Here is a 21,200-nt window from a genome sequence, read left to right as displayed (position 1 = left end):
GGCGGCATGCATGCGACTCGGGGGGTGCCGCAACGGGGTGCGGGGGTGACGGTGTCCGAGCCGTCGGTCACCTCGGCGGCGTCATGCTCTCCCGCGGGCCCGGACGGATGCGCCGCGGGCTGGCTGGATCTCGCGTGGCTCGTGCCGGCTCATGTCACGGATAATTAGTTTGTCTGTTATCGACTGTTTTGTGCTGCTGTTCTGTGCGGCTACTCTCGGCCGTGGCGGCCCGACGCGGTGGGTCTGGCGGCCCGGCGGGGCGCGCTTGACACCAAAATCGAACATCCATTCTTATGGGATTCCGGCCGGGTTTTCCCGGGCCCGACCGTGGAGTTGTCCACAGGCCGGGAGGACGTCGAGGCCCATTGTCAGTGGCAGGGGTTAGCGTCTGTGACGTGAAGCGATCGACTCAAGCAAATCGGGTGGAACCCATGGCAGGAACCGACCGCGAGAAGGCGCTGGACGCCGCACTCGCACAGATTGAACGGCAATTCGGCAAGGGCGCTGTGATGCGCCTCGGTGAGCGGCCGAACGAGCCGATCGAGGTGATCCCCACCGGGTCCACCGCGCTCGACGTCGCGCTCGGCGTCGGCGGTCTGCCCCGCGGCCGCGTGGTGGAGGTGTACGGACCGGAGTCCTCCGGCAAGACGACGCTGACGCTGCACGCCGTGGCGAACGCGCAGCGGCTCGGCGGCTCGGTGGCGTTCATCGACGCGGAGCACGCTCTCGACCCCGAGTACGCGAAGAAGCTCGGCGTCGACATCGACAGCCTCATCCTCTCGCAGCCGGACAACGGCGAGCAGGCGCTGGAGATCGTGGACATGCTGGTCCGCTCCGGTGCGCTGGACCTGATCGTCATCGACTCCGTCGCGGCCCTGGTGCCCCGTGCCGAGATCGAGGGCGAGATGGGCGACTCGCACGTGGGCCTGCAGGCCCGCCTGATGAGCCAGGCACTCCGCAAGATCACCAGCGCGCTCAACCAGTCCAAGACCACAGCGATCTTCATCAACCAGCTCCGCGAGAAGATCGGGGTCATGTTCGGCTCCCCGGAGACCACGACGGGTGGCCGGGCGCTGAAGTTCTACGCCTCGGTGCGTCTGGACATCCGCCGTATCGAGACCCTCAAGGACGGCACCGACGCAGTGGGTAACCGCACCCGCGTCAAGGTCGTCAAGAACAAGGTCGCGCCGCCGTTCAAGCAGGCCGAGTTCGACATCCTCTACGGTCAGGGCATCAGTCGTGAGGGCGGCCTGATCGACATGGGCGTCGAGCACGGCTTCGTCCGCAAGGCCGGCGCCTGGTACACCTACGAGGGCGACCAGCTCGGCCAAGGCAAGGAGAACGCCCGTAACTTCCTCAAGGACAACCCCGATCTCGCCAACGAGATCGAGAAGAAGATCCTCGAGAAGCTCGGCGTCGGCGTCCGTCCGGACGAGTCTCCCGCGGAGCCCGCGGCCGATGCCGCGGTCACCACGGGTGCTCCGGCCGATGCGGCGGCCAAGTCGGTGCCGGCTCCCGCGACCAAGGCCAAGCCCGTGAAGGCCGCGGCGGCCAAGAGCTAGGCGATGACGCGTCGCACGGAGTGGCCGGGTGTCGAATCAGACGCGGGCCCCGGCTCCGAGTACGCCGCAGACGTCTCCGGGTCTCCCGCGGAGCCCGGTCGGGGGGCCGGGTTCGGCGAGGGGGCGGGACGGCGTTCACGTTCCCGCTCCGGAGGCGGCGGTTCCCCCTCCTCGTCGAGGGCCGAGAAGGGGGAACCGCGAGACCCGGTCGAGCAGGCGCGCACCATCTGTCTGAGGCTGCTGACCGGGACTCCGCGTACTCGTAAGCAGCTGGCCGACGCCCTGCGCAAGCGGGAGATCCCCGACGAGGCGGCGGAGGAAGTGTTGTCGCGGTTCGAGGACGTGGGGCTGATCAACGACGCGGCGTTCGCGGATGCCTGGGTCGAGTCCCGGCATCACGGCCGAGGGCTCGGCCGCCGTGCCCTCGTGCGGGAGCTGCGTACCAAGGGGGTGGACTCCGCTCTGATCGACGAGGCGGTCGGGCAGCTCGACTCCGATCAGGAGGAGGAGACCGCCAGGGAACTCGTGGCGCGGAAACTGCGCTCCACCAGAGGGCTGGACCGAGACAAGCGGATTCGCAGGCTCGCGGGCATGCTCGCGCGCAAGGGATATGGCGAGGGGATGGCCCTGCGCGTGGTGCGCCAGGCGTTGGAGGCCGAGGGGGAGGACACCGAAGGGCTGGACGAGCCCTTCTGAGCGGGACTTACCGAACAGCGGCACGGACCGAACGCCGAACGGCACGGCAGGACGGACGCGAATCGGGGCGGTGCGGAGCCGTCGGCTGCCCAGGTGCGCGGCCGGGGTGAGGGGGGCGGGGGGTGCGGACGAGAGCTGCGCCGCTCGGTGTCACACGGGGTTCGAGGGGCCCGAGGCCGATGCGTCCAGGGCGCGCGCAAGGCCTGAGCCGGCCTGCGGCGGTGGCGGAGGGGGCCACCGCCGCCTGACCGGAGTGCCCGGCTCGCTAGGGGTAATCGGTCGGAAGGACGGCTGCCGGGGGTCGGGCTTGACTCGGTTGTAGTGGCCGCTGGATCCCCGGTGCGCCGCCAGGAGGGGTCATTCGCCTGCCAGTGAAGCCCGCCGGATGGTCGCGTCGACCAGGGCGAGTGCATCGTCGGCTGTGCGGCCGGGGTGCCGGTTCCAAGGGCCGATCAGATCGGTCCAGCCCTGTGAGCGCAGCTCGGTGATCATCCAGGCGCCGGCGCGGTCGACGGTCCGGAGGGAGCCGTAGCCGAGCCGGTGGGCCGTCAGCATGGCCCCACAGACGCAGCGCGCACCACGCGCGTTGCGCAGGCGATAGGGGGTGTTCTGCCAGCCCCATTCCGTCAGGATCCGCCGGGCGTGGCCGAGATGGGTCGAGGGGCGTACGTCGGGTTGTCCGATTCGGCGCCAGGCGTGCAGGTGGTCGGGCAGCAATGCACCGATGCGCCCGGGGAGCCTGCGCTCGCCGACGGGCAGTGCGGGCAGCGTCCGCAGGGATTCCTCGACCAACTGCTCGACGGGCACGGACAAGAGATCCCGCCATTCGGCAGGGTGTGCGGGCAGCGCCCCGTCGTGCGGTGCGGGCGTCGGGTGCAGGTACTCGGGGGCGACGGGATCCGCCGCGGGGACCGTGCGAGCGGCCTCCGTCTCCGGGGCGTGCTCGGGGGCCGGGCACGCGGCCTCGGGAGTCGTGACGTCCCAGCCCATGACGATGCGCTGCCACACGTCCGTGTCGTGGAGCCGGGAGGCCTGAGCGTCGAGCTGATCCGGGGTGAGCTGGGCGGTATCCATCGACGCGACATCTCCGTACATTCCGGTCCTCAGTGATGAGGTGAATGTCGGTTGCGCGCGCTGACAGCTCCACCGGAAAGCAGCGTTCGGGTGTGTCGGGGAGGCATTCGGGGCTTTTCGGCACCCGGGAGGCCGGTCGCGACGCCACTGGCCTCCCCGGTACGCGAGCCCGTGGGAACCGGGTCAGGGGATGGCGGGAAGCCCGGGGATGACAGGGAGCCCTGCGGTGCGCCATGCCTGGAAGCCGCCGGTGACGTCCGTGGCCCGGTGCAGTCCCAGTTGGCGCAGGGAGGCGACGGCGAGGCTCGACGCGTAGCCCTCGTTGCAGATGATCACGATACGGAGGTCGTGGCTGACCGCCTCCTGGGCGCGGTGACTGCCCCGGGGGTCGAGGCGCCACTCGAGTTCGTTGCGCTCGACGACCAGCGCGCCGGGGATCAGCCCGTCCCTCTCACGCAGGGCCGCGTAGCGGATGTCGACCAGCAGCGCGCCTTCCTCGGCAGCGGCCGAGGCTTCTTCGGGGCTGATGCGGGTGTAGCCCGCCCGGACCCGGTCCACCAGTTCGTCGATGCCGGGCGGCTCCTGCGGACGGTCCCGGTCGTCGACGCTCACTGCCAGTCCTCCGGGCGCTCGGTCTGCTCGAGCCGGAGCACCGCTCCTGTGCGGCTGAACCGTCGGATCTGCGGAAGGGGTGGGTAATACGCGTGCACGGAGACTGCGTGTTCGTGTTCCGACTCGTTCAGGACCTCGTGCACGTGGTGCCTGCCGAAGGCCCGGCCCTGGCCGGTGGCCAGTCGACGTGTCCGGTCGATGTCCTCACTGAGCTCGAGGGTCTTCCAGCCGTCGGCGGGGAGGCGCGCGGCGAGCGAGTGCTCCCTGAGCGTGCCTGCTGCCACGGTGAAGGCTCCCGTCGACTCGGCGTGGTCGTGCCAGCCGGTGCCGGTGCCGGGGGGCCAGGCGATCAGCCATGCCTCGCTGCCACCAGGACCCTCCAGCCGCAGCCAGGTGCGCCCTTCGGGGTCAAGGGGGAGCGAGGCGACGAGCGCGGTGTCCTCCGCGGTCCGGCGGACGAAGGCGAGCAGTTCCGCGGCGGTCGGGGCCGGGGCCCCCACGTCGGCGGCGGAGAACGCGGTACCGCTCACGCCGGGAGTGTTTCCGGCGGAGGCCGGAGCGCCGCTGCCACTCGGCGTCGGGGCTACGGCCGGGGCACCAAGCTCGGCGCCGGGAGCGGTGAGGTGGGGGGCATCGGTGTCGACGGCGGGCGCTGACGTGGGCAGGGGGGAAGAAGAGGATGCAGACACGGGAGACCGTCCTGTGGAGTTCGCGAGGAGGCACGGCCAGGCGCCGAAGACAGCGCGGGGTGCCGGGGCAGGCGATTCAGCAGGACGGGCGACACACGCAGCCCGCGTAGCGGACCAGGTCCATATGGACCCTCCGCCACAGGCGCACATCGGTGTCGGTCATGATCTGGAGTACACCATGTGGGCCTGCGACGGTCAATTGACGTCCGCGGTCCGGTCGGAGCTCGCCGTGGTGCGCGCCCCGCTCCCGTGCGCCGCGCCCGTGCCACCCCCGCGTGCCGTGTCGGCGGCCGCATACAGCTCTGCCGCCCGTACCCCGCTGAAGGCGGTCACGAGATGCCCGTCCGGCCTGACCAGCAGCACCGTGTGGGCCGTCGCTCCCGGGTAACTCTCGGTCACCAGCAGCTCAGCCTTGGCCGGAAGGGCGTTCACCGCGTCGACGAGCCGGGGCATGACTCCGGCCGTGAGCCAGTGCCGCCGGTCCCACACCCCGGTGCCCGGTGCGACGAGGATCACCAGCAGATGCCCCTGCCCCAGCCGCTCGCGCAGCCGGACCGCCGTCCCGTCGGGCGCGGTCACCCGCACGTCGGCGACCGGCGCTCCGGGAGCCGTCCCCACCGGGGCGTGAGCCTCGGCGTGTTGGGGTGAGAGGGGGGAGTGCGTGTAGGACGGCGGCGCACCCAGCGGCCCGCACCCCAGGTGGCCATCGGCGAGCAGCGTGTCGTGCCCGCGTGCGCCGCCCGGCACGAGCGTGCGGAGGCCCGCACCGCCGCGCAGTATCGGCAGCGACTGGTCGGCGGCCCGGAGCCGCGCGGCGACCGCCGCCCTGCGCTCGGCCTGGTAGCTGTCGAGCAGCACCTCGGAGGCACCCTGGTGCCAGGCCTGCGCCAGTTTCCAGGCCAGGTTCTCGGCGTCCCGCAGCCCCTCGTCCACCCCCTGGGTCCCGAGCGCGCCCAGCAGATGCGCGGCGTCCCCGGCGAGGAAGGCGCGCTTGGACCGCCAGCGCCTGGCCAGCCGGTGGTGCAGCGTGTAGACGCCGGTGTCCAGCAGGTCGTAGGCCGGCGTCTCGCCGCACCAGCCCTCGAGGGTGTCGCGGATACGGATGATCAGGGCGTCGGGAGTGACCAGCTCGCCGCGTGGCGGGAGGAGCCAGTCCAGCCGCCACACCCCGCCGGGCAGCGGCCGGGCGGTGACCTCGGTACCGCCCGAACGCCAGGGCGGCGACCGGTGCAGCACGGCCTCGCCGGGCCAGGGCAGTTCGGCGCGCAGCGCTGCGACAGCGTGCCGCTCGACCGCCGTACGCCCGGGGAACCTGATGTCGAGGAGCTTGCGCACCGTCGACCTGGCGCCGTCGCAGCCGACCAGGTAACTCCCGCGCCACCAGGTCGAACCGGGCTCCCTGGTGTGCACGGTGACACCGTCCGCGTCCTGCTCCAGCGTGTCGATCCGGCTGAACGGCACCATCTCGACCAAATCGTGCGCGGCGACCGCCGCTCGCAGTCCCGCGGTGAGGGCGTGCTGAGAGAGATGGACGGGGGAGGGCAGCGGTACGTTGGCCCCTTCGTCGCCCAGGGGCACGGCCCGCACCAGCTGCTTGCGCCGTACCGAGCGCCAGCCCGCCCAGCGCAGCCCCTCGTCGCGGATCGCGGAGCAGCCGAGCCGCTCCACCAGGTCCGCGGTGTCCTCGCGTAGCACCACGGTGCGCGCGGGGCGTGGTTCGTCCTTGCCGGGGCCTTCGTCGAGCAGGACCGAGGGAACGCCCTGGGTGGCGAGAGCGAGCGACAGCGCCAGACCGACCGGCCCGGCGCCGACGACGATCACCGGGTCCACGGTGTGATCCCTCCGGCGCAGGTCGTCGGGGTCGAGGGGGAGGGGAGGGGTGCGGCGGGGGCTGTTCGGGGCGGGATCACAGAACGTATGCAACCTATTGCCGGTGCTTGCGTCAAGTGACCGGGGGACGTGGCGGGGGGCGCGGCGTATGCGCCGGCGCCCCCCGTGGTTCCGTCATCGACGGACCGTCAGTTCCCCTGTCCGTCCTGGAGGACGAGCGGCGCTTCGCCGATGGACTTGATGTCCCCGCCGGGGCCGGCGGCGACCACCGTGCCCGTGCTCTTCTTCCCGCGCCGGAGCCTGCGCTCGAGCCAGCTCGCGAACGAGGTGAGAGCGAAGTTCAGCGCGATGTAGATCAGCGCGATGATCGTGAAGCACGCGATGGTGTTCGCGCCGTAGTTCGCGCTCATCGGGCGGACCGAGGCCAGCAGCTCCGGGAAGGTCAGCACGGCGCCGCCGAGCGCGGTGTCCTTCACGATGACGACGAGCTGGCTGACGATCGCGGGCAGCATCGCGGTGACCGACTGCGGGAGCAGCACGTACCGCATCGTCTGGCCCTTGCGCATGCCGATCGCCTTCGCGGCGTCGGTCTGCCCGTGGGGGAGGGAGAGGATCCCGGCCCGCACGATCTCGGCGAGCACCGAGGCGTTGTAGAGCACCAGGCCCGTCACGACCGCGTACAGCAGACGCTCGTCGGTGTCGAAGTCGGCGAACTCCGCGTAGGCGGCGTTCGCGGTGATCATCAGGATCAGGACGGGGATGGCCCGGAAGAACTCCACGACGACGCCGGCGGGCATGCGCACCCAGCGGTGGTCCGAGAGCCGGCCGATGCCGAACAGGGCGCCGAGCGGCAGGGCGACCAGGAGGGCGAGGAACGCCGCCTTGATCGTGTTCTGGAAGCCCGGCCAGATGTAGGTCTCCCACGGCTGGGGGCTCGTGAAGAACGGTTCCCACTTGACCCAGTCGAGCTGGTGCTTCTCGTCGAGGCTGGTGTACACCCACCAGGCCACCGCGGCGAGGGCCGCCAGGAAGACGACGGTGTACAGGATGTTGCGCCGCTTGGCGCGCGGCCCCTGTGCGTCGAAGAGGACGGAGGTCGTCATCGCTTCACCGCCACCTTCTTGCTCACCCAGCCGAGCAGGAGCCCGGTCGGGAGGGTGAGGCAGACGAATCCGAACGCGAAGACGGCGGATATGAGGATCAGTTGGGCTTCTGCTTCGATCATCGACTTCATCAGGGTCGCCGCTTCGAGAACGCCGATCGCCGCGGCGACGGTGGTGTTCTTGGTCAGCGCGATGAGCACGTTGGCCAGCGGGTTCACGACCGAGCGGAAGGCCTGCGGGAGGATGATCAGCCGCAGCACCTGGACGAAGCTCAGGCCCAGCGCACGCGCGGCCTCGGCCTGTCCGGCCGGCACCGTGTTGATGCCCGACCGCAGCGCCTCGCACACGAAGGCGGCGGTGTAGAGGGCCAGCGCGAGCACGGCGAGCCGGAAGTTGATGACCTCGAAGTTGCCGCCGCCACCGAGGGTGACCTGCAGGGTCTGGAAGAGGCCCAGCGAGGCGAAGACGATGATGACGGTCAGCGGGATGTTGCGGACGATGTTCACGTAAGCGGTACCGAAACCGCGCATCAAGGGGACCGGGCCGACCCGCATACCGGCCAGCAGCGTTCCCCATATGAGGGAACCGAGGGCGGAGTAGACGGTGAGTTTCACCGTCACCCAGAAGGCCCCCAGTAGGTCGTAACCTTCAAGAAAGTCGAACACGATCTCCCGTGCTTCCACGTGTGGGGAGGGCTCGGTGCGCCGCCTCGGCGGCGGCGCACCTCGTCAGCCCGGCTTCGGACCGTCCGGAGAGTGGAGCCCTACTTGACGACGTTGCCGATCTTCGGCGCGGGGTCGTTCTTGTAGTTGGCGGGGCCGAAGTTGGTCTCGACCGCCTTGTCCCAGGAACCGTCCGAGACCATCTTCGTCAGCGCGGCGTCGATCTTCTTCTTGAGGTCGGCGTCGCCCTTCTTGAGGCCGATGCCGTAGTTCTCGTTGGTCATCTTGAAGCCGGCCAGCTTGAACTTGCCCTTGTGGACGTCCTGCGCCGCGTAACCGGCGAGGATCGAGTCGTCCGTCGTCAGGGCGTCGATGGCCTTGTTCTCCAGGCCGGTGAGGCACTCGGAGTAGCCGCCGTAGTTCTGCAGCTGGGCCTTCGGGGCCAGCTTCTCCTTGACGTTCTTCGCGGAGGTCGAACCGGTGACCGAGCAGAGGTTCTTGTTGTTCAGGTCGGCGGGCGTCTTGATGGAGTCGTCGTCCGCGCGGACGAGGACGTCCTGGTGCGCGAGGAGGTACGGGCCCGCGAAGTCGACCTTCTGCAGGCGCTCGTCGTTGATGGAGTACGTGGCGGCGATGAACTTCACGTCGCCGCGCTCGATCGCGGTCTCGCGGTCGGCGCTCTTCGTCTCGACGAACTTGATGTTCTCGGCGTCGTAGCCGAGCTCCTTGGCGACGTACGTGGCGACGTCGACGTCGAAGCCGGCGAACTTGCCGTCCGGCGTCTTCAGACCGAGACCGGGCTGGTCGATCTTGATACCGATCGTGATCTTGCCACCGCCGCCCGCGGCGTCGTCCTTGTCGTCGGAGCCGCACGCGGTGGCGGTGAGGGCGAGAGCGAGCACGGCGGCGGACGCGGCGGTGACCTTGCGAAGCTGCATGATGGAATTCCTCGGGTTGACGCGATGTGAGTGTTCAGCCGGCACTGGACCAGCCGTGCGGGTCAGTGGTGAAGGATCTTCGACAGGAAGTCCTTGGCCCGGTCGCTGCGCGGGTTGCTGAAGAACTGGTCCGGCGTGGCCTCTTCGACGATCTTTCCGTCGGCCATGAAGACGACCCGGTTGGCAGCGGAACGGGCGAAGCCCATCTCGTGGGTGACGACGACCATGGTCATCCCCTCCCGCGCCAGCTGCTGCATGACCTCCAGGACCTCGTTGATCATCTCCGGGTCGAGCGCCGACGTGGGCTCGTCGAAGAGCATGACCTTCGGGTCCATGGCCAGTGCGCGGGCGATCGCGACGCGCTGCTGCTGGCCTCCGGAGAGCTGCGCCGGGTACTTGTCGGCCTGTACGCCGACCCCGACGCGGTCGAGCAGCGCCCGGGCCTTCTCCTCGGCGAGCTTCTTCTCCGTCCTGCGGACCTTGGTCTGGCCCAGCATCACGTTCTCGAGCACCGTCTTGTGCGCGAAGAGATTGAACGACTGGAAGACCATGCCGACATCGGCACGCAGCCTGGCGAGCTCCTTGCCCTCCTGGGGCAGCGGCTTGCCGTCGATCGAGATCGCGCCCGAGTCGATCGTCTCCAAGCGGTTGATCGTGCGGCACAGCGTGGACTTCCCGGACCCGGAGGGTCCGATGACTACGACGACCTCGCCGCTGGCGATGGTCAGGTCGATGTCCTGGAGCACATGCAGCGCGCCGAAGTGCTTGTTGACGTTGCTCAGTACGACAAGGTCGTCTCCCGCAGGTGCGGCATCCTCGGCGGCCTTGGTCACTGACACTCCGCTCATCGGCTTCTTGCTCCGTCCTCCTCGGTTAGGGAAGGACCCTAGTGACGCAGTGCGACGAACGTCATTACATCTGAGCGGAAATTGAGCATAACGATCCGGCCTCAGCCGGACACACCGCGTGAACGGGACACCACGGCCCGCTCATCGGCGTACCGGGTGGGTAACGGAAACCCGCTGGTAACCGGGAGGGTCTTGACTGGCGTACCCGTCATCGGAGTGGATGCCCTGATGCGGGATGGCGTGAATCGTCGCCGTACGCGAAGGTTCACCCGGCGGAACTTCCGCCGGCCATCACGGATAGTTTCCGCTGTCCCGGAAAAGGGGACCCGGAAACGTGAACGGAGGGGAGGGGTCTTGAGGCTTCTGCTCGTCGAGGACGACGACCACGTCGCGGCGGCCCTGTCAGCCGTTCTCGCACGCCACGGCTTCCGGGTGGTGCACGCCCGCAGCGGCGAGGAAGCGCTGCAGGCGCTGCTGCCCGCCGAGAAGGAGCCCTTCGGAGTCGTGCTCCTCGACCTCGGGCTGCCCGACCAGGACGGTTACGAGGTGTGCGGGAAGATCCGCAAGCGGTCCGCGATCCCAGTGATCATGGTGACCGCGCGTTCCGACATCCGTTCCCGCATCCACGGCCTCAACCTCGGCGCGGACGACTACGTCGTGAAGCCCTACGACACCGGCGAACTCCTCGCCCGAATCCACGCCGTGGCCCGGCGCAGGACGGCCGTCGAGGACACCGGGCCGACCCCGCTCGCGGCCCTGCTGCTCGGCCCCGTCCGCATCGAGCTGCCCACCCGCAGGGTCAGTGTCGGCGGCCGCGAAGTCCAGCTCACCCGCAAGGAGTTCGACCTGCTCGCGCTGCTCGCGCAACGGCCCGGTGTCGTCTTCCGCCGGGAACAGATCATCAGCGAGGTATGGCGGACCAGCTGGGAGGGGACCGGGCGCACGCTGGAGGTCCACGTGGCGTCGCTGCGCTCCAAGCTCGGGCTTCCCGCCCTGATCGAGACCGTCCGGGGCGTCGGCTACCGGCTCGTGCCTCCGTCGGGCTGAGGACACAACGCCCTGTGCGCACACGCCTGCTCCCCCTGCTCATCGTCCTCATGGCCGCCGTGCTGCTCGCCCTGGGCTTCCCGCTCGCCGTGCGGGTGGCCGCCGCCGAGCAGCAGCGCGTCGTCATCGACCGCATCGACGACACCGCGCGCTTCGCCGCCCTCGCCCAGTTCGTGAGCGAACCGGTCGGAGGCTCGGACGAGCGACGGCGGATCCTGCAGACCGAACTCGGTTCCTACGACTCGGTGTACGGGATCAGGGCCGGCGTCTTCTACCGCGACGACAGGGCTCTCGCCAAGGCGCCGTCCGACTGGACCCTGCCCGCCGAGGGGGAGGGCCGTGGCGCCTTCCAGGAGGCCCTGCTCGGCCGTAGGTCCCACGACCCCGCACAGGTCTGGCCGTGGCAGCGGGGCAGGCTCGCCGTGGCCTCTCCGGTGGTCAGGGACGGGGATGTGGTCGCTGTCGTCGTGACCGATTCCCCCACCGGCGAGATGCGTTCCAGGACCCTGCGCGGCTGGCTGCTCATCGCGCTGGGCGAGGCCGTGGCCATGCTGGTGGCGGTGGGCGCGGCCTTCCGCCTCACCGGCTGGGTACTTCTGCCCGTACGGACCCTGGACGCGGCCACTCACGACATCGCCAGCGGCAGGATGCGCTCCCGGGTCGTCGCGTCCGGAGGGCCCCCGGAACTCAGGCGCCTGGCACGGTCGTTCAACGAGATGGCCGACAACGTCGAGGACGTGCTCGAACAGCAGCGCGCCTTCGTCGCCGACGCCTCCCACCAACTGCGCAACCCGCTGGCCGCGCTGCTCCTGCGCATCGAACTCCTCGCGCTCGAACTCCCCGAGGGCAACGAGGAGATCGCCTCGGTGCGCACCGAGGGCAAGCGCCTGGCGAACGTCCTGGACGACCTGCTGGACTTGGCGCTCGCCGAGCACGCCGAGGCCGACCTCCGCCTCACGGACATCGGCGCCCTCACCGGCGAACGGGTCGCCGCCTGGCGCCCTCTCGCCGAGGAGAAGGGTGTCACGCTGACCTTGGACGGCGCCCCCGCGGTCACCGGCTGGGCCGACCCCATCGCCCTCTCGAGCGCGCTCGACGCCGTCATCGACAACGCGCTGAAGTTCACACCCGGGGGCGAGGAGGTCCGGGTCACGGCGGGCACCGACGGGACCGGTGCGACCGTCACCGTCGCCGACCGGGGGCCCGGGCTCACCGAGCAGGAGATGGAGCGCGTCGGCGACCGCTTCTGGCGCAGCGGACGGCACCAGAACATCAAGGGATCCGGTCTCGGTCTCTCCATCTCGCGCGCCCTGCTCGCGGCGGGCGGCGGCACGATCGGCTACGGCACGCACGAGCCGCACGGCCTGCTGGTGACGGTCACCGTGCCGCGCGACGCCCCGCACGTGTGAGCCGGCGCATCCGAGCCGGCACGTTTGAGCCCGCAATGTCTCAGCCCGGCCCGTCTGAGCCGGCCAGCCCCGTCCGAGCCCACGCGCCCGGGCCCGCGCGCCCGGGCCCGCGCGGACGCCTCAGGGCTTCGCGGAGCGGTAGTACCGCCTGGCCCCTTCGTGCAGGGCGAGTGGATCGGTGTAGATCGCCGTACGCAGGTCCACCAGCTGCGCCGCGTGCACCTCGCGTCCGATCCGGTCCCGGCTGTCGATCACGGTCCGGGTGAACGCCTCGGTCATCAGCGGGTCCGTGCGGTCCGTGGTGATCAGCAGGTTGGCCACCGCCACCGTCTGCACGGCCTGGCCCTGCTGCGCGTGGTCGTAGGCGTCGGCCGGCATGACGGCGGACCTGTAGTGGCGGGTGGATCCGCCCGCCGCCTGGAGCTTGCTGATCAGGGGCGCCTCCAGCGGCACCAGCCTGATGTCGAACTTCTGCGAGAGCTCCTCCACCGCGCCGGTCGGCAGCCCGCCGGACCAGAAGAAGGCGTCGAGTTCGCCGTCGGTCAGCCGCTGCGGCATCGTGTCGATGCCGGCCTCGACCGGGGTGATGTCCGCGGACGGGTCGACGCCCGCCGCCGTCATGAGACGGTCGGCGACGAGGAGCACGCCCGATCCCCTCTGCCCGACGCCGACCCGCTTGCCCCGCAGGTCCGAGACCTTTTCGATGTCCGAGCCCCGGGGCACGACCAGCTGCACGTAGTCGTCGTACAGCCGCACGCACCCGCGCAGCCGTTCGCCACCGGGCTTGCCGCTCTGCAGGTAGGTGGCCACCGCGTCGACGGTGGCGATGGTGAAGTCGGCCTTGCCGGTGGCGACCCGCTCGATGTTCTGCTGCGATCCCTCGCTGTTCTGCAGCCGTATCGACACCTTGGGCATGTCCTTGGCCAGCGCGCCCTCGAGCCGCTGCCCGTACCGCTGGTAGACCCCGCTCCGTACGCCGGTGGAGAAGGTGAGCGAGCCGCTCGGCTCCCCGTCGCCGAGCGGGAGGACCCACCACAGCAGCAGCCCGAGCACGACGGCGGCGGCGCCCCCCTGGAGGGTGCGGCGCCGGCCGGCCCGGGACAGTGCGTGGAGCATGGCGCGATCCTGCCAGGCGGTGCCCCGTCCTGGCCAGGCCGGACCGGGGCCGGACCTCAGGCGGAGGGGGGAGGTCCCGCCAGCGCCTACCCTTGTCCCATGACCAGCGGCAACCGGAGCGAAGCAGTGGACGTCCAGAAGAGCTACGAGGTACGCACTTACGGGTGCCAGATGAACGTCCACGACTCCGAGCGCTTGTCGGGGCTGCTGGAGGGCGCCGGCTACGTGCGCGCCCCCGAGGGATCGGACGGCGACGCCGACGTCGTCGTCTTCAACACCTGTGCGGTGCGTGAGAACGCCGACAACAAGCTCTACGGCAACCTCGGCCGCCTCGCCCCGATGAAGACGAAGCGCCCCGGGATGCAGATCGCCGTCGGCGGCTGCCTGGCGCAGAAGGACCGCGACACCATCGTGCGGCGGGCCCCCTGGGTCGACGTCGTCTTCGGTACGCACAACATCGGCAAGCTGCCGGTGCTCCTGGAGCGCGCCCGGATCCAGGAGGAGGCGCAGGTCGAGATCGCGGAGTCCCTGGAGGCGTTCCCCTCGACGCTGCCCACCCGGCGTGAGTCCGCCTACGCGGCGTGGGTGTCGATCTCCGTCGGCTGCAACAACACCTGCACGTTCTGTATCGTCCCCGCGCTGCGCGGCAAGGAGAAGGACCGCCGGACCGGCGACATCCTCGCCGAGATCGAGGCCCTCGTCGCCGAGGGCGTCAGCGAGATCACCCTGCTCGGCCAGAACGTCAACGCCTACGGATCCGACATCGGCGACCGTGAGGCCTTCTCCAAGCTGCTGAGGGCCTGCGGCACGATCGAGGGCCTGGAGCGCGTCCGCTTCACCTCGCCGCACCCGCGCGACTTCACCGACGACGTGATCGCCGCCATGGCCGAGACCCCGAACGTGATGCCCCAGCTGCACATGCCGATGCAGTCGGGCTCGGACACGATCCTCAGGGCGATGCGCCGCTCCTACCGCCAGGAGCGCTTCCTCGGGATCATCGAGAAGGTGCGCGCCGCCATGCCGGACGCCGCCATCTCCACCGACATCATCGTCGGCTTCCCCGGGGAGACCGAGGAGGACTTCGAGCAGACGATGCACGCCGTGCGCGAGGCCCGCTTCGCCAACGCCTTCACCTTCCAGTACTCCAAGCGCCCCGGGACCCCCGCCGCCGACATGGAGGGACAGATCCCCAAGGAGGTCGTCCAGGAGCGCTACATGCGCCTGTCCGCCCTCCAGGAGGAGATCTCCTGGAACGAGAACAAGAAGCAGGTCGGCCGCACCCTGGACGTCATGGTCGCGGAGGGCGAGGGCCGCAAGGACGGCGCCACGCACCGCCTCTCCGGCCGCGCTCCCGACAACCGCCTGGTCCACTTCACCAAGCCGTCGCAGGACGTGCGCCCCGGCGACGTGGTGACCGTCGAGACCACCTACGCCGCGCCGCACCACCTGCTCGCCGAGGGCGCCCCCCTGGCCGTCCGGCGCACCCGGTCGGGCGATGCCTGGGAGAAGCGCACCGCCGCTCCGGCCGCGCAGCCCGCCGGAGTGATGCTCGGCCTGCCCGGTGTCGGTGTGCCCGCCCCGCTGCCCGCGGCCCAGGGCTGCGCCGTCGACTGAGTACGCTGACCGGCATGCTTGTCGCCGCAGCCGTCTGCCCCTGCCCGCCCCTGCTGGTTCCCGAGGTGGCCGCGGGAGCCGGGCCCGAACTCGATGCCGCGCGGAACGCGTGTCTCGACGCCCTGGGCGTGCTCGCCGCGGCCAGGCCGGACCTGCTGATCGTGGCCGGGCCCGCCGCACGGGACGGCCTCGTCCCCTTCCCCGCCGGATCGGCCGGTTCCTTCGCGGGCTTCGGGGTGGACCTGACCGTGCGGCTGGGTGGAACACCAGCCGCGTCCGCCGCCCCGGAGCAACGGCTCCCGGCATCCCTGGCAGTCGGTGCGTGGCTCCTGGAGCGCGCCCGTTGGGACGGTGCGCCGGCCGAAGGGCTGGGGGTCGGCGAGCCGCTCTCCACCGACCGCTGCCTGCGGGCCGGGGCGGAACTCGCGGACCGCGCGGAGCGGGTCGCCCTGCTGGTCATGGGCGATGGCAGTGCCTGCCGGACGGTCAAGGCGCCGGGTTACCTGGACGAACGGGCCGAGGCTTTCGACGCGGAGGCTGCCAGGGCCCTGGGCGCGGCGGACGCCGCCGCACTCGGCGCGCTGGACGAGACGCTCGCGTACGAGCTGAAGGTGTCCGGCCGGGCACCCTGGCAGGTGCTCGCGGGCGCGGCCGGCGGGGCGGACCTGGACGGGCGGCTGCTGTACGAGGACGCGCCGTACGGCGTGGGGTACGTCGTCGCCACCTGGTCGTGACTCCGGGCACGGCGCAGGGAGGGCCGAGCAGCCGTACGGCTGCTCGGCCCTCCCTGCGCGGTCGGTGCGTCAGGCGGCGGGGGGCGCGGGCGGTGTCGTCGGCGGGGTGCCGCCACCGTCCTTCTGCCCCAGCCGGTCGACCGCGTCCTTCGCCTTCTGCGTGCCGGACACGATCTTGTCGCTGTACTTGCCCTTGGTCTTCTGATCGACCGTGCGGGCGGCCCTGTCAAGACCCTGGTCGATCTTGCCCCCGTGCTGCTGCGCGAGGTCGCCGACCTTCTCCTTGGCCGGGGCCAGCTTGGCCTTCAGGTTGTCCAGGAAACCCATGGGGCACCTTCCGTGCTGGGGGACTGTCGTCACATTTTACTCGCCAGCGGGCAAACACGCGTGACTCGCCGTGACCGGACGCAGCCGCTGTCCGCACGGACACCGGCTCGTTCCCGGGGGCCGGGAACGCCTCCCCGGGCGGTCGGGACGGGCCGCGGAGTTTGGGAGACTGTCCCGGTGAGAAGACCAGTTCCCGCCCCCCGTGTCATCACCGTCGTCGGTCCCACAGCGGCCGGCAAATCCGATCTGGGCGTCTACCTCGCCCAGCAGCTCGGTGGTGAGGTGGTCAACGCCGACTCCATGCAGCTCTACCGGGGCATGGACATCGGCACGGCGAAGCTGACCCTCCAGGAACGCGACGGCGTCCCCCACCACCTGCTGGACGTCTGGGACGTCACCGAGGCCGCGAGTGTGGCCGAATACCAACGCCTCGCCCGCGCCGAGATCGACCGGCTGCTGGCATCGGGTCGCACCCCGGTCCTGGTCGGCGGCTCCGGGCTCTACGTGAAGGGTGCAATCGACGCCCTGGAGTTCCCCGGCACGGACCCCGAGGTGCGGGCCGGGCTCGAGCAGGAGCTGACGGAGCACGGCTCCGGCGCCCTGCACGCCCGGCTGGCCGCGGCCGACCCGGCGGCGGCCCACGCCATCCTGCCCGGCAACGGGCGAAGGATCGTCCGCGCGCTGGAGGTCATCGAGATCACGGGCAAGCCCTTCACGGCCAACCTCCCCGGCGGCGAGGCGGTGTACGACGCGATCCAGATCGGTGTGGACGTCGGGCGCCCCGAACTCGACGGGCGTATCACCGCCCGGGTGGACCGGATGTGGGAGGCCGGCCTGGTCGACGAGGTGCGCGCGCTCGAAGCCCTCGGGCTGCGTGGGGGACGCACGGCATCGCGGGCGCTCGGCTACCAGCAGGTGCTCGCGGCGCTCGCGGGGGAGTGCGACGAGGAGGAGGCGCGCAACGAGACCGTGCGCGCGACCAAGCGCTTCGCGCGCCGTCAGGACTCGTGGTTCCGGCGCGACCCGCGCGTCACGTGGCTGAATGGTGCCGAAGAACACCGCGCGGAACTCCCGCACCAGGCGCTGGCGTTGGTCGAACGAGCGGTCACAGCCTGATCACGTGATGGCATCGGGACGCCCCGCCCGTCATTTCGGCGCCCTGGAGCGTGCCATCATCGAGCATCGATCGACCAGTGGAGTCCGAGTTGGGAGGGCGCGTGGCGATGGAAGCCGGCCCCCGCGACACAGACCAGGATGTACCGGGTACGCAGCACGGGACGGGGAGTCTGAGCCCTGACGGGCCCGACGAGCACGACGTCGTCCCCGAGGTCGAGGTCGAACTCCGCCCGGCCCGCAGGCTGCGGATCTGGCAGCTCGCGCCGATCGTGGCGCTGGCGGCGGTCGGATCCCTCATGTTCGCCTTCCCCCTCGCCTTCGAGTTCGGCGGCGGTGGCGCCGTGGTGGCGATGCTGGGGCTGCTGATCAGCTGCTGCGCCGCAGGCTGGGGCATGATGGCGGCCCGCCGCGTCGGACACACCTGGCCGGGCCTGACGGCCGGGGGACCGCACGAGCGCCCCGACTGGCGGGTCATCACGCTGTACGTCGCCCTCTGCGCCGCACTGGTCGCCCTGGCGGTGTGGCGCGTGGCCCGCCTCCGCTGATACTCCGCGGTGGGGCCTGCCACCGGGAGCGGGAGCCCCGGTCCGGCGGACATCCGGCGCGGCCTCGTACAGTTGGTTCGTGAGCACATCGCAGATCGCCTTCCTCAAGGGCCACGGCACCGAGAACGACTTCGTGATCGTCCCGGACCCCGACAACGCCCTGGACCTGCCTGTCTCCCTCGTCGTCCGGCTGTGCGACCGCAGGGCCGGCATCGGCGGTGACGGGCTGCTGCACGTCGTGCGTTCCGCCGCGCACCCCGACGCCGAGAGCATGGCGGAGCAGGCGGAGTGGTTCATGGACTACCGCAACGCCGACGGATCGGTCGCCGAGATGTGCGGCAACGGTGTCCGCGTCTTCGCCCGCTACCTCCAGCGTGCGGGTCTCGCCGCCGAGGGCGATCTCGCCGTCGCGACCCGGGACGGGGTCAAGCGGGTGCACATCGCCAAGGACGGCGACGTCACGGTCTCCATGGGAAGCGCGGTGCTCCCCGCTGAGGGCGTCACGGTCACGGTGGACGGCCGCAGCTGGGACGCCCGCAACGTGAACATGGGCAATCCGCACGCCGTCGCGTTCGTCGAGGACCTGGACCACGCCGGGAACCTGTACTCCGTACCGCCGTTCAGCCCGCAGTCCGTCTACCCGGACGGGGTCAACATCGAGTTCGTCGCGGACCGCGGACCGCGGCACGTCGCGATGCGCGTCCACGAGCGCGGATCCGGCGAGACACGGTCCTGCGGCACGGGCGCCTGCGCCGTCGCCGTCGCCGCCGCGCGGAGGGACGGTGTGGACCCGGCGCTGACGGGAGCCCCGGCCACGTACACCGTGGACCTGCCCGGGGGGACCCTGGTGATCACCGAACACCCCGACGGCGGGATCGACATGACGGGCCCCGCGGTCATCGTCGCCGAGGGTGTCATCGACGCCGCGTGGCTCGAAACGATGATCGGTTAGAGCTTCGCTCGAATGGGTGATCCGTTTCACGCTGGGCGAGAGCTGGACTGCGCCACGTGGTGGGGTCGATAGCATCAAGCACCGGCCCGGGGGTGTATCCGCACCCCTTCCCTGCCGGTCGACGTTCGCCGGAGGTGCCCCATGAGCGCAGAGGCCGCCAATCCAGGTGCTCCCCTTCGCAAGCGCGGTCGTGCGCGGATCGACCTGCGCAGGCTGGGCCGGGTCGCCCTGCTCGGGCCCGTCTCCCGTGACCGTCTCCCCGACGCCATCGGGCATGTGGCGGAGGCGCACCGCGCGCACTATCCGGACGCCGACCTCGCCATTCTGCGCAAGGCCTACGTGCTCGCCGAGTCCTCGCACCGCGGCCAGATGCGCAAGAGCGGTGAGCCCTACATCACCCACCCGCTCGCGGTCACCCTGATCCTGGCCGAACTCGGCGCCGAGACGACGACCCTGACGGCGTCCCTGCTGCACGACACGGTCGAGGACACCGACGTGACGCTCGACCAGGTGCGGCAGGAGTTCGGCGACGAGGTCTGCTATCTGGTCGACGGCGTCACCAAGCTGGAGAAGGTCGACTACGGCGCCGCCGCCGAGCCGGAGACCTTCCGCAAAATGCTCGTGGCCACCGGCAACGACGTCAGGGTCATGTCGATCAAACTCGCCGACCGGCTGCACAACATGCGGACCCTCGGTGTCATGCGCCCCGAGAAGCAGGCCAGGATCGCCAAGGTCACCCACGACGTGCTCATCCCCCTCGCCGAACGCCTGGGCGTCCAGGCGCTGAAGACGGAGCTGGAGGACCTCGTCTTCGCGATCCTCCATCCCGTCGAGTACGAGAGCACCCGTGCCCTGATCACCGCGTGGGAGGGGGCGCAGGATCCGCTGACCGAGATCGCCGACGGCGTCCGCGCGACCCTGCGGGATGCGGGGATCAGCGCCGAAGTGCTCATCAGGCCGCGGCACTTCGTGTCGGTGCACCGGGTGAAGGCCAAACGCGGGGAGATGCGCGGCACCGACTTCGGCCGGCTCCTGGTGCTGGTCGGCGAGGACGCCGACTGCTACGCGGTCCTGGGCGAACTGCACACCTGCTTCACCCCGGTGATCTCCGAGTTCAAGGACTTCATCGCGGCCCCGAAGTTCAACCTCTACCAGTCGTTGCACACCGCGGTCGTCGGTGCCGAAGGAGCCGTCGCCGAGGTCCTCATCCGCACCCACCGCATGCACAAGGTCGCCGAGGCAGGGGTCGTCGCCCTCGGCAACCCGTACACCCAGGACGGCACCGGCAGTGCGCACCAGGTCGAGCCCGCCGACGGCGAGCGCGCGGACCCGACGCGGCCGGGCTGGCTCTCCCGCCTCCTGGACTGGCAGGAATCCGCGACGGACTCCGACCAGTTCTGGACCACACTCCGCGCCGACCTGGCCCAGGACAAAGAGATCACGGTCTTCCGGACCGACGGCGGCACCCTCGGGCTGCCGGCGGGTGCCAGTTGCGTCGACGCGGCCTACGCGCAGTACGGCGAGGAGGCGCACGGCTGTATCGGCGCCCGCGTCAACGGTCGTCTGGCCACGCTCAGCACCGGGCTGAAGGACGGCGACACCGTGCAGCTGCTGATCGCCCAGGACGGCTCCTCCGGTCCGTCGCCCGAGTGGCTCGACCATGTGCGCACCCCCGGCGCCCGTATCGCGATCACGGCGTGGCTGGACACCCATCCCGACGGTGCGCAGGGCACCCACAAGAGCCCCGACGCCCCGAGACCGCAGGCGCAGCCTGCCGACGACACGGGGAACAGCAGGGAGAAGGCCACCGGCCGGGACCCGAGCGTGCTCGTCGACAGGCCGGGCGCACCGGTCCGGCTCGCGGGCTGCTGCACGCCCGTGCCGCCCGACGCCATCGTCGGATTCACCGTGCGGGGCGGCGCCGTCACCGTGCACCGGGACGAGTGCCCGGCGGTCGCCCGTATGCGCGGGCTCGGCCGGCCGGCCGTCGGGGCCCGCTGGAACGACCCGGGGGAGTGGAGCCGCAGCGCGGACTACCGGGTCACCCTCGTCGCCGAGTCGTTCGGACGGCCCCGGCTGCTCGCCGACCTCACCGAGGCCATCGCGGCAGCGGACGCGGCCATCGTCGCCGCGACCGTCGAACCGCCCAGCGAACAGCGCGTCCGGCACACCTACACGCTGCAGCTGCCCGACGCGGCGGGACTGCCCGGCCTCATGCGGGCGATGCGCGACGTGCCCGGTGTGTACGACGTGAGCCGGGCGCAGCAGCCCGCGGCCACCGGCTGACCGCGCTCCGCCCGCCACCTTGCCGGGTGCCGCGACCCGT

At 70.9% G+C, this 21,200-nt stretch carries 21 protein-coding genes; 10 read left to right on the top strand and 11 right to left on the bottom strand.

Translation table 11 applies throughout. The features are described from left to right. The first annotated feature begins 431 nt into the window (after positions 1–431). Together recA and recX are read left to right on the top strand one after the other, a co-directional pair. On the top strand, positions 432–1,562 hold the full coding sequence (recA, locus tag OG206_RS08320; RefSeq protein WP_327113826.1) for a recombinase RecA: 1,131 nt from the start codon (positions 432–434) through the stop codon (positions 1,560–1,562). Between the two features lie 3 nt (positions 1,563–1,565). Beyond that, the gene (recX, locus tag OG206_RS08315) at positions 1,566–2,258 is read left to right on the top strand and encodes a recombination regulator RecX (RefSeq protein ID WP_327113824.1); all 693 of its coding nucleotides are present in this window, start codon (positions 1,566–1,568) and stop codon (positions 2,256–2,258) included. A gap of 357 nt (positions 2,259–2,615) precedes the next feature. On the opposite strand, the gene OG206_RS08310 is transcribed toward recX, so the two are convergent. From OG206_RS08310 to OG206_RS08270, 9 genes are all read right to left on the bottom strand, one after another. Then, complete coding sequence (locus OG206_RS08310; protein ID WP_327113822.1) at positions 2,616–3,332, bottom strand: DUF6197 family protein; 717 nt, start codon at positions 3,330–3,332, stop codon at positions 2,616–2,618. A 183-nt stretch (positions 3,333–3,515) separates the two neighbouring features. Further along, positions 3,516–3,944 carry a rhodanese-like domain-containing protein gene (locus tag OG206_RS08305; protein ID WP_327113820.1) on the bottom strand — a complete coding sequence of 143 codons (429 nt, stop codon included), beginning with the start codon at positions 3,942–3,944 and terminating at the stop codon, positions 3,516–3,518. Next, entirely contained in the window at positions 3,941–4,474 is a 534-nt protein-coding gene (locus OG206_RS08300; RefSeq protein WP_327113818.1) for a cysteine dioxygenase, read from the bottom strand. Before OG206_RS08300 ends, OG206_RS08305 begins: the two co-directional genes overlap by 4 nt. 235 nt (positions 4,475–4,709) lie before the next feature. Then, positions 4,710–4,796, bottom strand: a complete 87-nt coding sequence (locus OG206_RS08295; RefSeq protein ID WP_311605579.1) for a putative leader peptide — start codon at positions 4,794–4,796, stop codon at positions 4,710–4,712. Between the two features lie 32 nt (positions 4,797–4,828). Continuing rightward, positions 4,829–6,463 (bottom strand): FAD-dependent monooxygenase, encoded by a 1,635-nt coding sequence (locus OG206_RS08290; RefSeq protein ID WP_327113816.1) that lies wholly within the window; start codon positions 6,461–6,463, stop codon positions 4,829–4,831. A gap of 188 nt (positions 6,464–6,651) precedes the next feature. Continuing rightward, positions 6,652–7,566 carry an amino acid ABC transporter permease gene (locus tag OG206_RS08285; protein WP_327113814.1) on the bottom strand — a complete coding sequence of 305 codons (915 nt, stop codon included), beginning with the start codon at positions 7,564–7,566 and terminating at the stop codon, positions 6,652–6,654. Then, positions 7,563–8,231, bottom strand: coding sequence for an amino acid ABC transporter permease (locus OG206_RS08280; protein WP_327113812.1), 669 nt, complete (start codon positions 8,229–8,231; stop codon positions 7,563–7,565). Before OG206_RS08280 ends, OG206_RS08285 begins: the two co-directional genes overlap by 4 nt. A 98-nt stretch (positions 8,232–8,329) precedes the next feature. After that, the gene (locus tag OG206_RS08275) at positions 8,330–9,166 is read right to left on the bottom strand and encodes a glutamate ABC transporter substrate-binding protein (protein ID WP_327113810.1); all 837 of its coding nucleotides are present in this window, start codon (positions 9,164–9,166) and stop codon (positions 8,330–8,332) included. Positions 9,167–9,228: 62 nt separating this feature from the next. Continuing rightward, complete coding sequence (locus tag OG206_RS08270) at positions 9,229–10,014, bottom strand: amino acid ABC transporter ATP-binding protein (RefSeq protein ID WP_327113807.1); 786 nt, start codon at positions 10,012–10,014, stop codon at positions 9,229–9,231. A 354-nt stretch (positions 10,015–10,368) separates the two neighbouring features. Between OG206_RS08270 and OG206_RS08265 the strand changes: the two genes are divergently transcribed. Then, the gene (locus tag OG206_RS08265; RefSeq protein ID WP_327113805.1) at positions 10,369–11,061 is read left to right on the top strand and encodes a response regulator transcription factor; all 693 of its coding nucleotides are present in this window, start codon (positions 10,369–10,371) and stop codon (positions 11,059–11,061) included. 14 nt (positions 11,062–11,075) lie between these two features. After that, entirely contained in the window at positions 11,076–12,470 is a 1,395-nt protein-coding gene (locus tag OG206_RS08260; protein WP_327113803.1) for a sensor histidine kinase, read from the top strand. Between the two features lie 120 nt (positions 12,471–12,590). Here the strand turns inward: OG206_RS08260 and OG206_RS08255 are convergent, their stop codons facing one another. Next, positions 12,591–13,586, bottom strand: a complete 996-nt coding sequence (locus OG206_RS08255; RefSeq protein ID WP_327113801.1) for a TAXI family TRAP transporter solute-binding subunit — start codon at positions 13,584–13,586, stop codon at positions 12,591–12,593. A gap of 99 nt (positions 13,587–13,685) precedes the next feature. Between OG206_RS08255 and miaB the strand changes: the two genes are divergently transcribed. Both miaB and OG206_RS08245 read left to right on the top strand, forming a co-directional pair. Next, on the top strand, positions 13,686–15,200 hold the full coding sequence (gene miaB, locus OG206_RS08250) for a tRNA (N6-isopentenyl adenosine(37)-C2)-methylthiotransferase MiaB (protein WP_327113799.1): 1,515 nt from the start codon (positions 13,686–13,688) through the stop codon (positions 15,198–15,200). Positions 15,201–15,214: 14 nt separating this feature from the next. Beyond that, positions 15,215–15,934: a class III extradiol dioxygenase subunit B-like domain-containing protein gene (locus OG206_RS08245; protein ID WP_327113797.1), complete on the top strand. Its 720-nt coding sequence runs from the start codon at positions 15,215–15,217 to the stop codon at positions 15,932–15,934. A 69-nt stretch (positions 15,935–16,003) separates the two neighbouring features. Here the strand turns inward: OG206_RS08245 and OG206_RS08240 are convergent, their stop codons facing one another. Next, a complete protein-coding gene (locus OG206_RS08240; protein WP_327113795.1) occupies positions 16,004–16,261 on the bottom strand; it encodes an antitoxin in 258 nt (85 codons plus the stop codon). A gap of 177 nt (positions 16,262–16,438) precedes the next feature. On the opposite strand from OG206_RS08240, the gene miaA reads away from it, so the two are divergent. The 4 genes from miaA to OG206_RS08220 all read left to right on the top strand — a co-directional run bounded on the left by miaA (position 16,439) and on the right by OG206_RS08220 (position 21,160). Continuing rightward, complete coding sequence (miaA, locus tag OG206_RS08235; RefSeq protein ID WP_327113793.1) at positions 16,439–17,377, top strand: tRNA (adenosine(37)-N6)-dimethylallyltransferase MiaA; 939 nt, start codon at positions 16,439–16,441, stop codon at positions 17,375–17,377. Between the two features lie 107 nt (positions 17,378–17,484). After that, positions 17,485–17,922 carry a hypothetical protein gene (locus OG206_RS08230; RefSeq protein WP_327122212.1) on the top strand — a complete coding sequence of 146 codons (438 nt, stop codon included), beginning with the start codon at positions 17,485–17,487 and terminating at the stop codon, positions 17,920–17,922. A 79-nt stretch (positions 17,923–18,001) separates the two neighbouring features. Continuing rightward, positions 18,002–18,874: a diaminopimelate epimerase gene (gene dapF, locus OG206_RS08225; RefSeq protein ID WP_327113791.1), complete on the top strand. Its 873-nt coding sequence runs from the start codon at positions 18,002–18,004 to the stop codon at positions 18,872–18,874. A gap of 141 nt (positions 18,875–19,015) precedes the next feature. Next, entirely contained in the window at positions 19,016–21,160 is a 2,145-nt protein-coding gene (locus OG206_RS08220) for a RelA/SpoT family protein (RefSeq protein ID WP_327113789.1), read from the top strand. Positions 21,161–21,200: the final 40 nt, after the last annotated feature.

The sequence above is a fragment of the Streptomyces sp. NBC_01341 genome, assembly GCF_035946055.1.
Lineage (GTDB): Bacteria > Actinomycetota > Actinomycetes > Streptomycetales > Streptomycetaceae > Streptomyces.
Note: the sequence above shows the minus strand (reverse complement) of the source record. Positions and strands in the feature narration are given on the sequence as shown.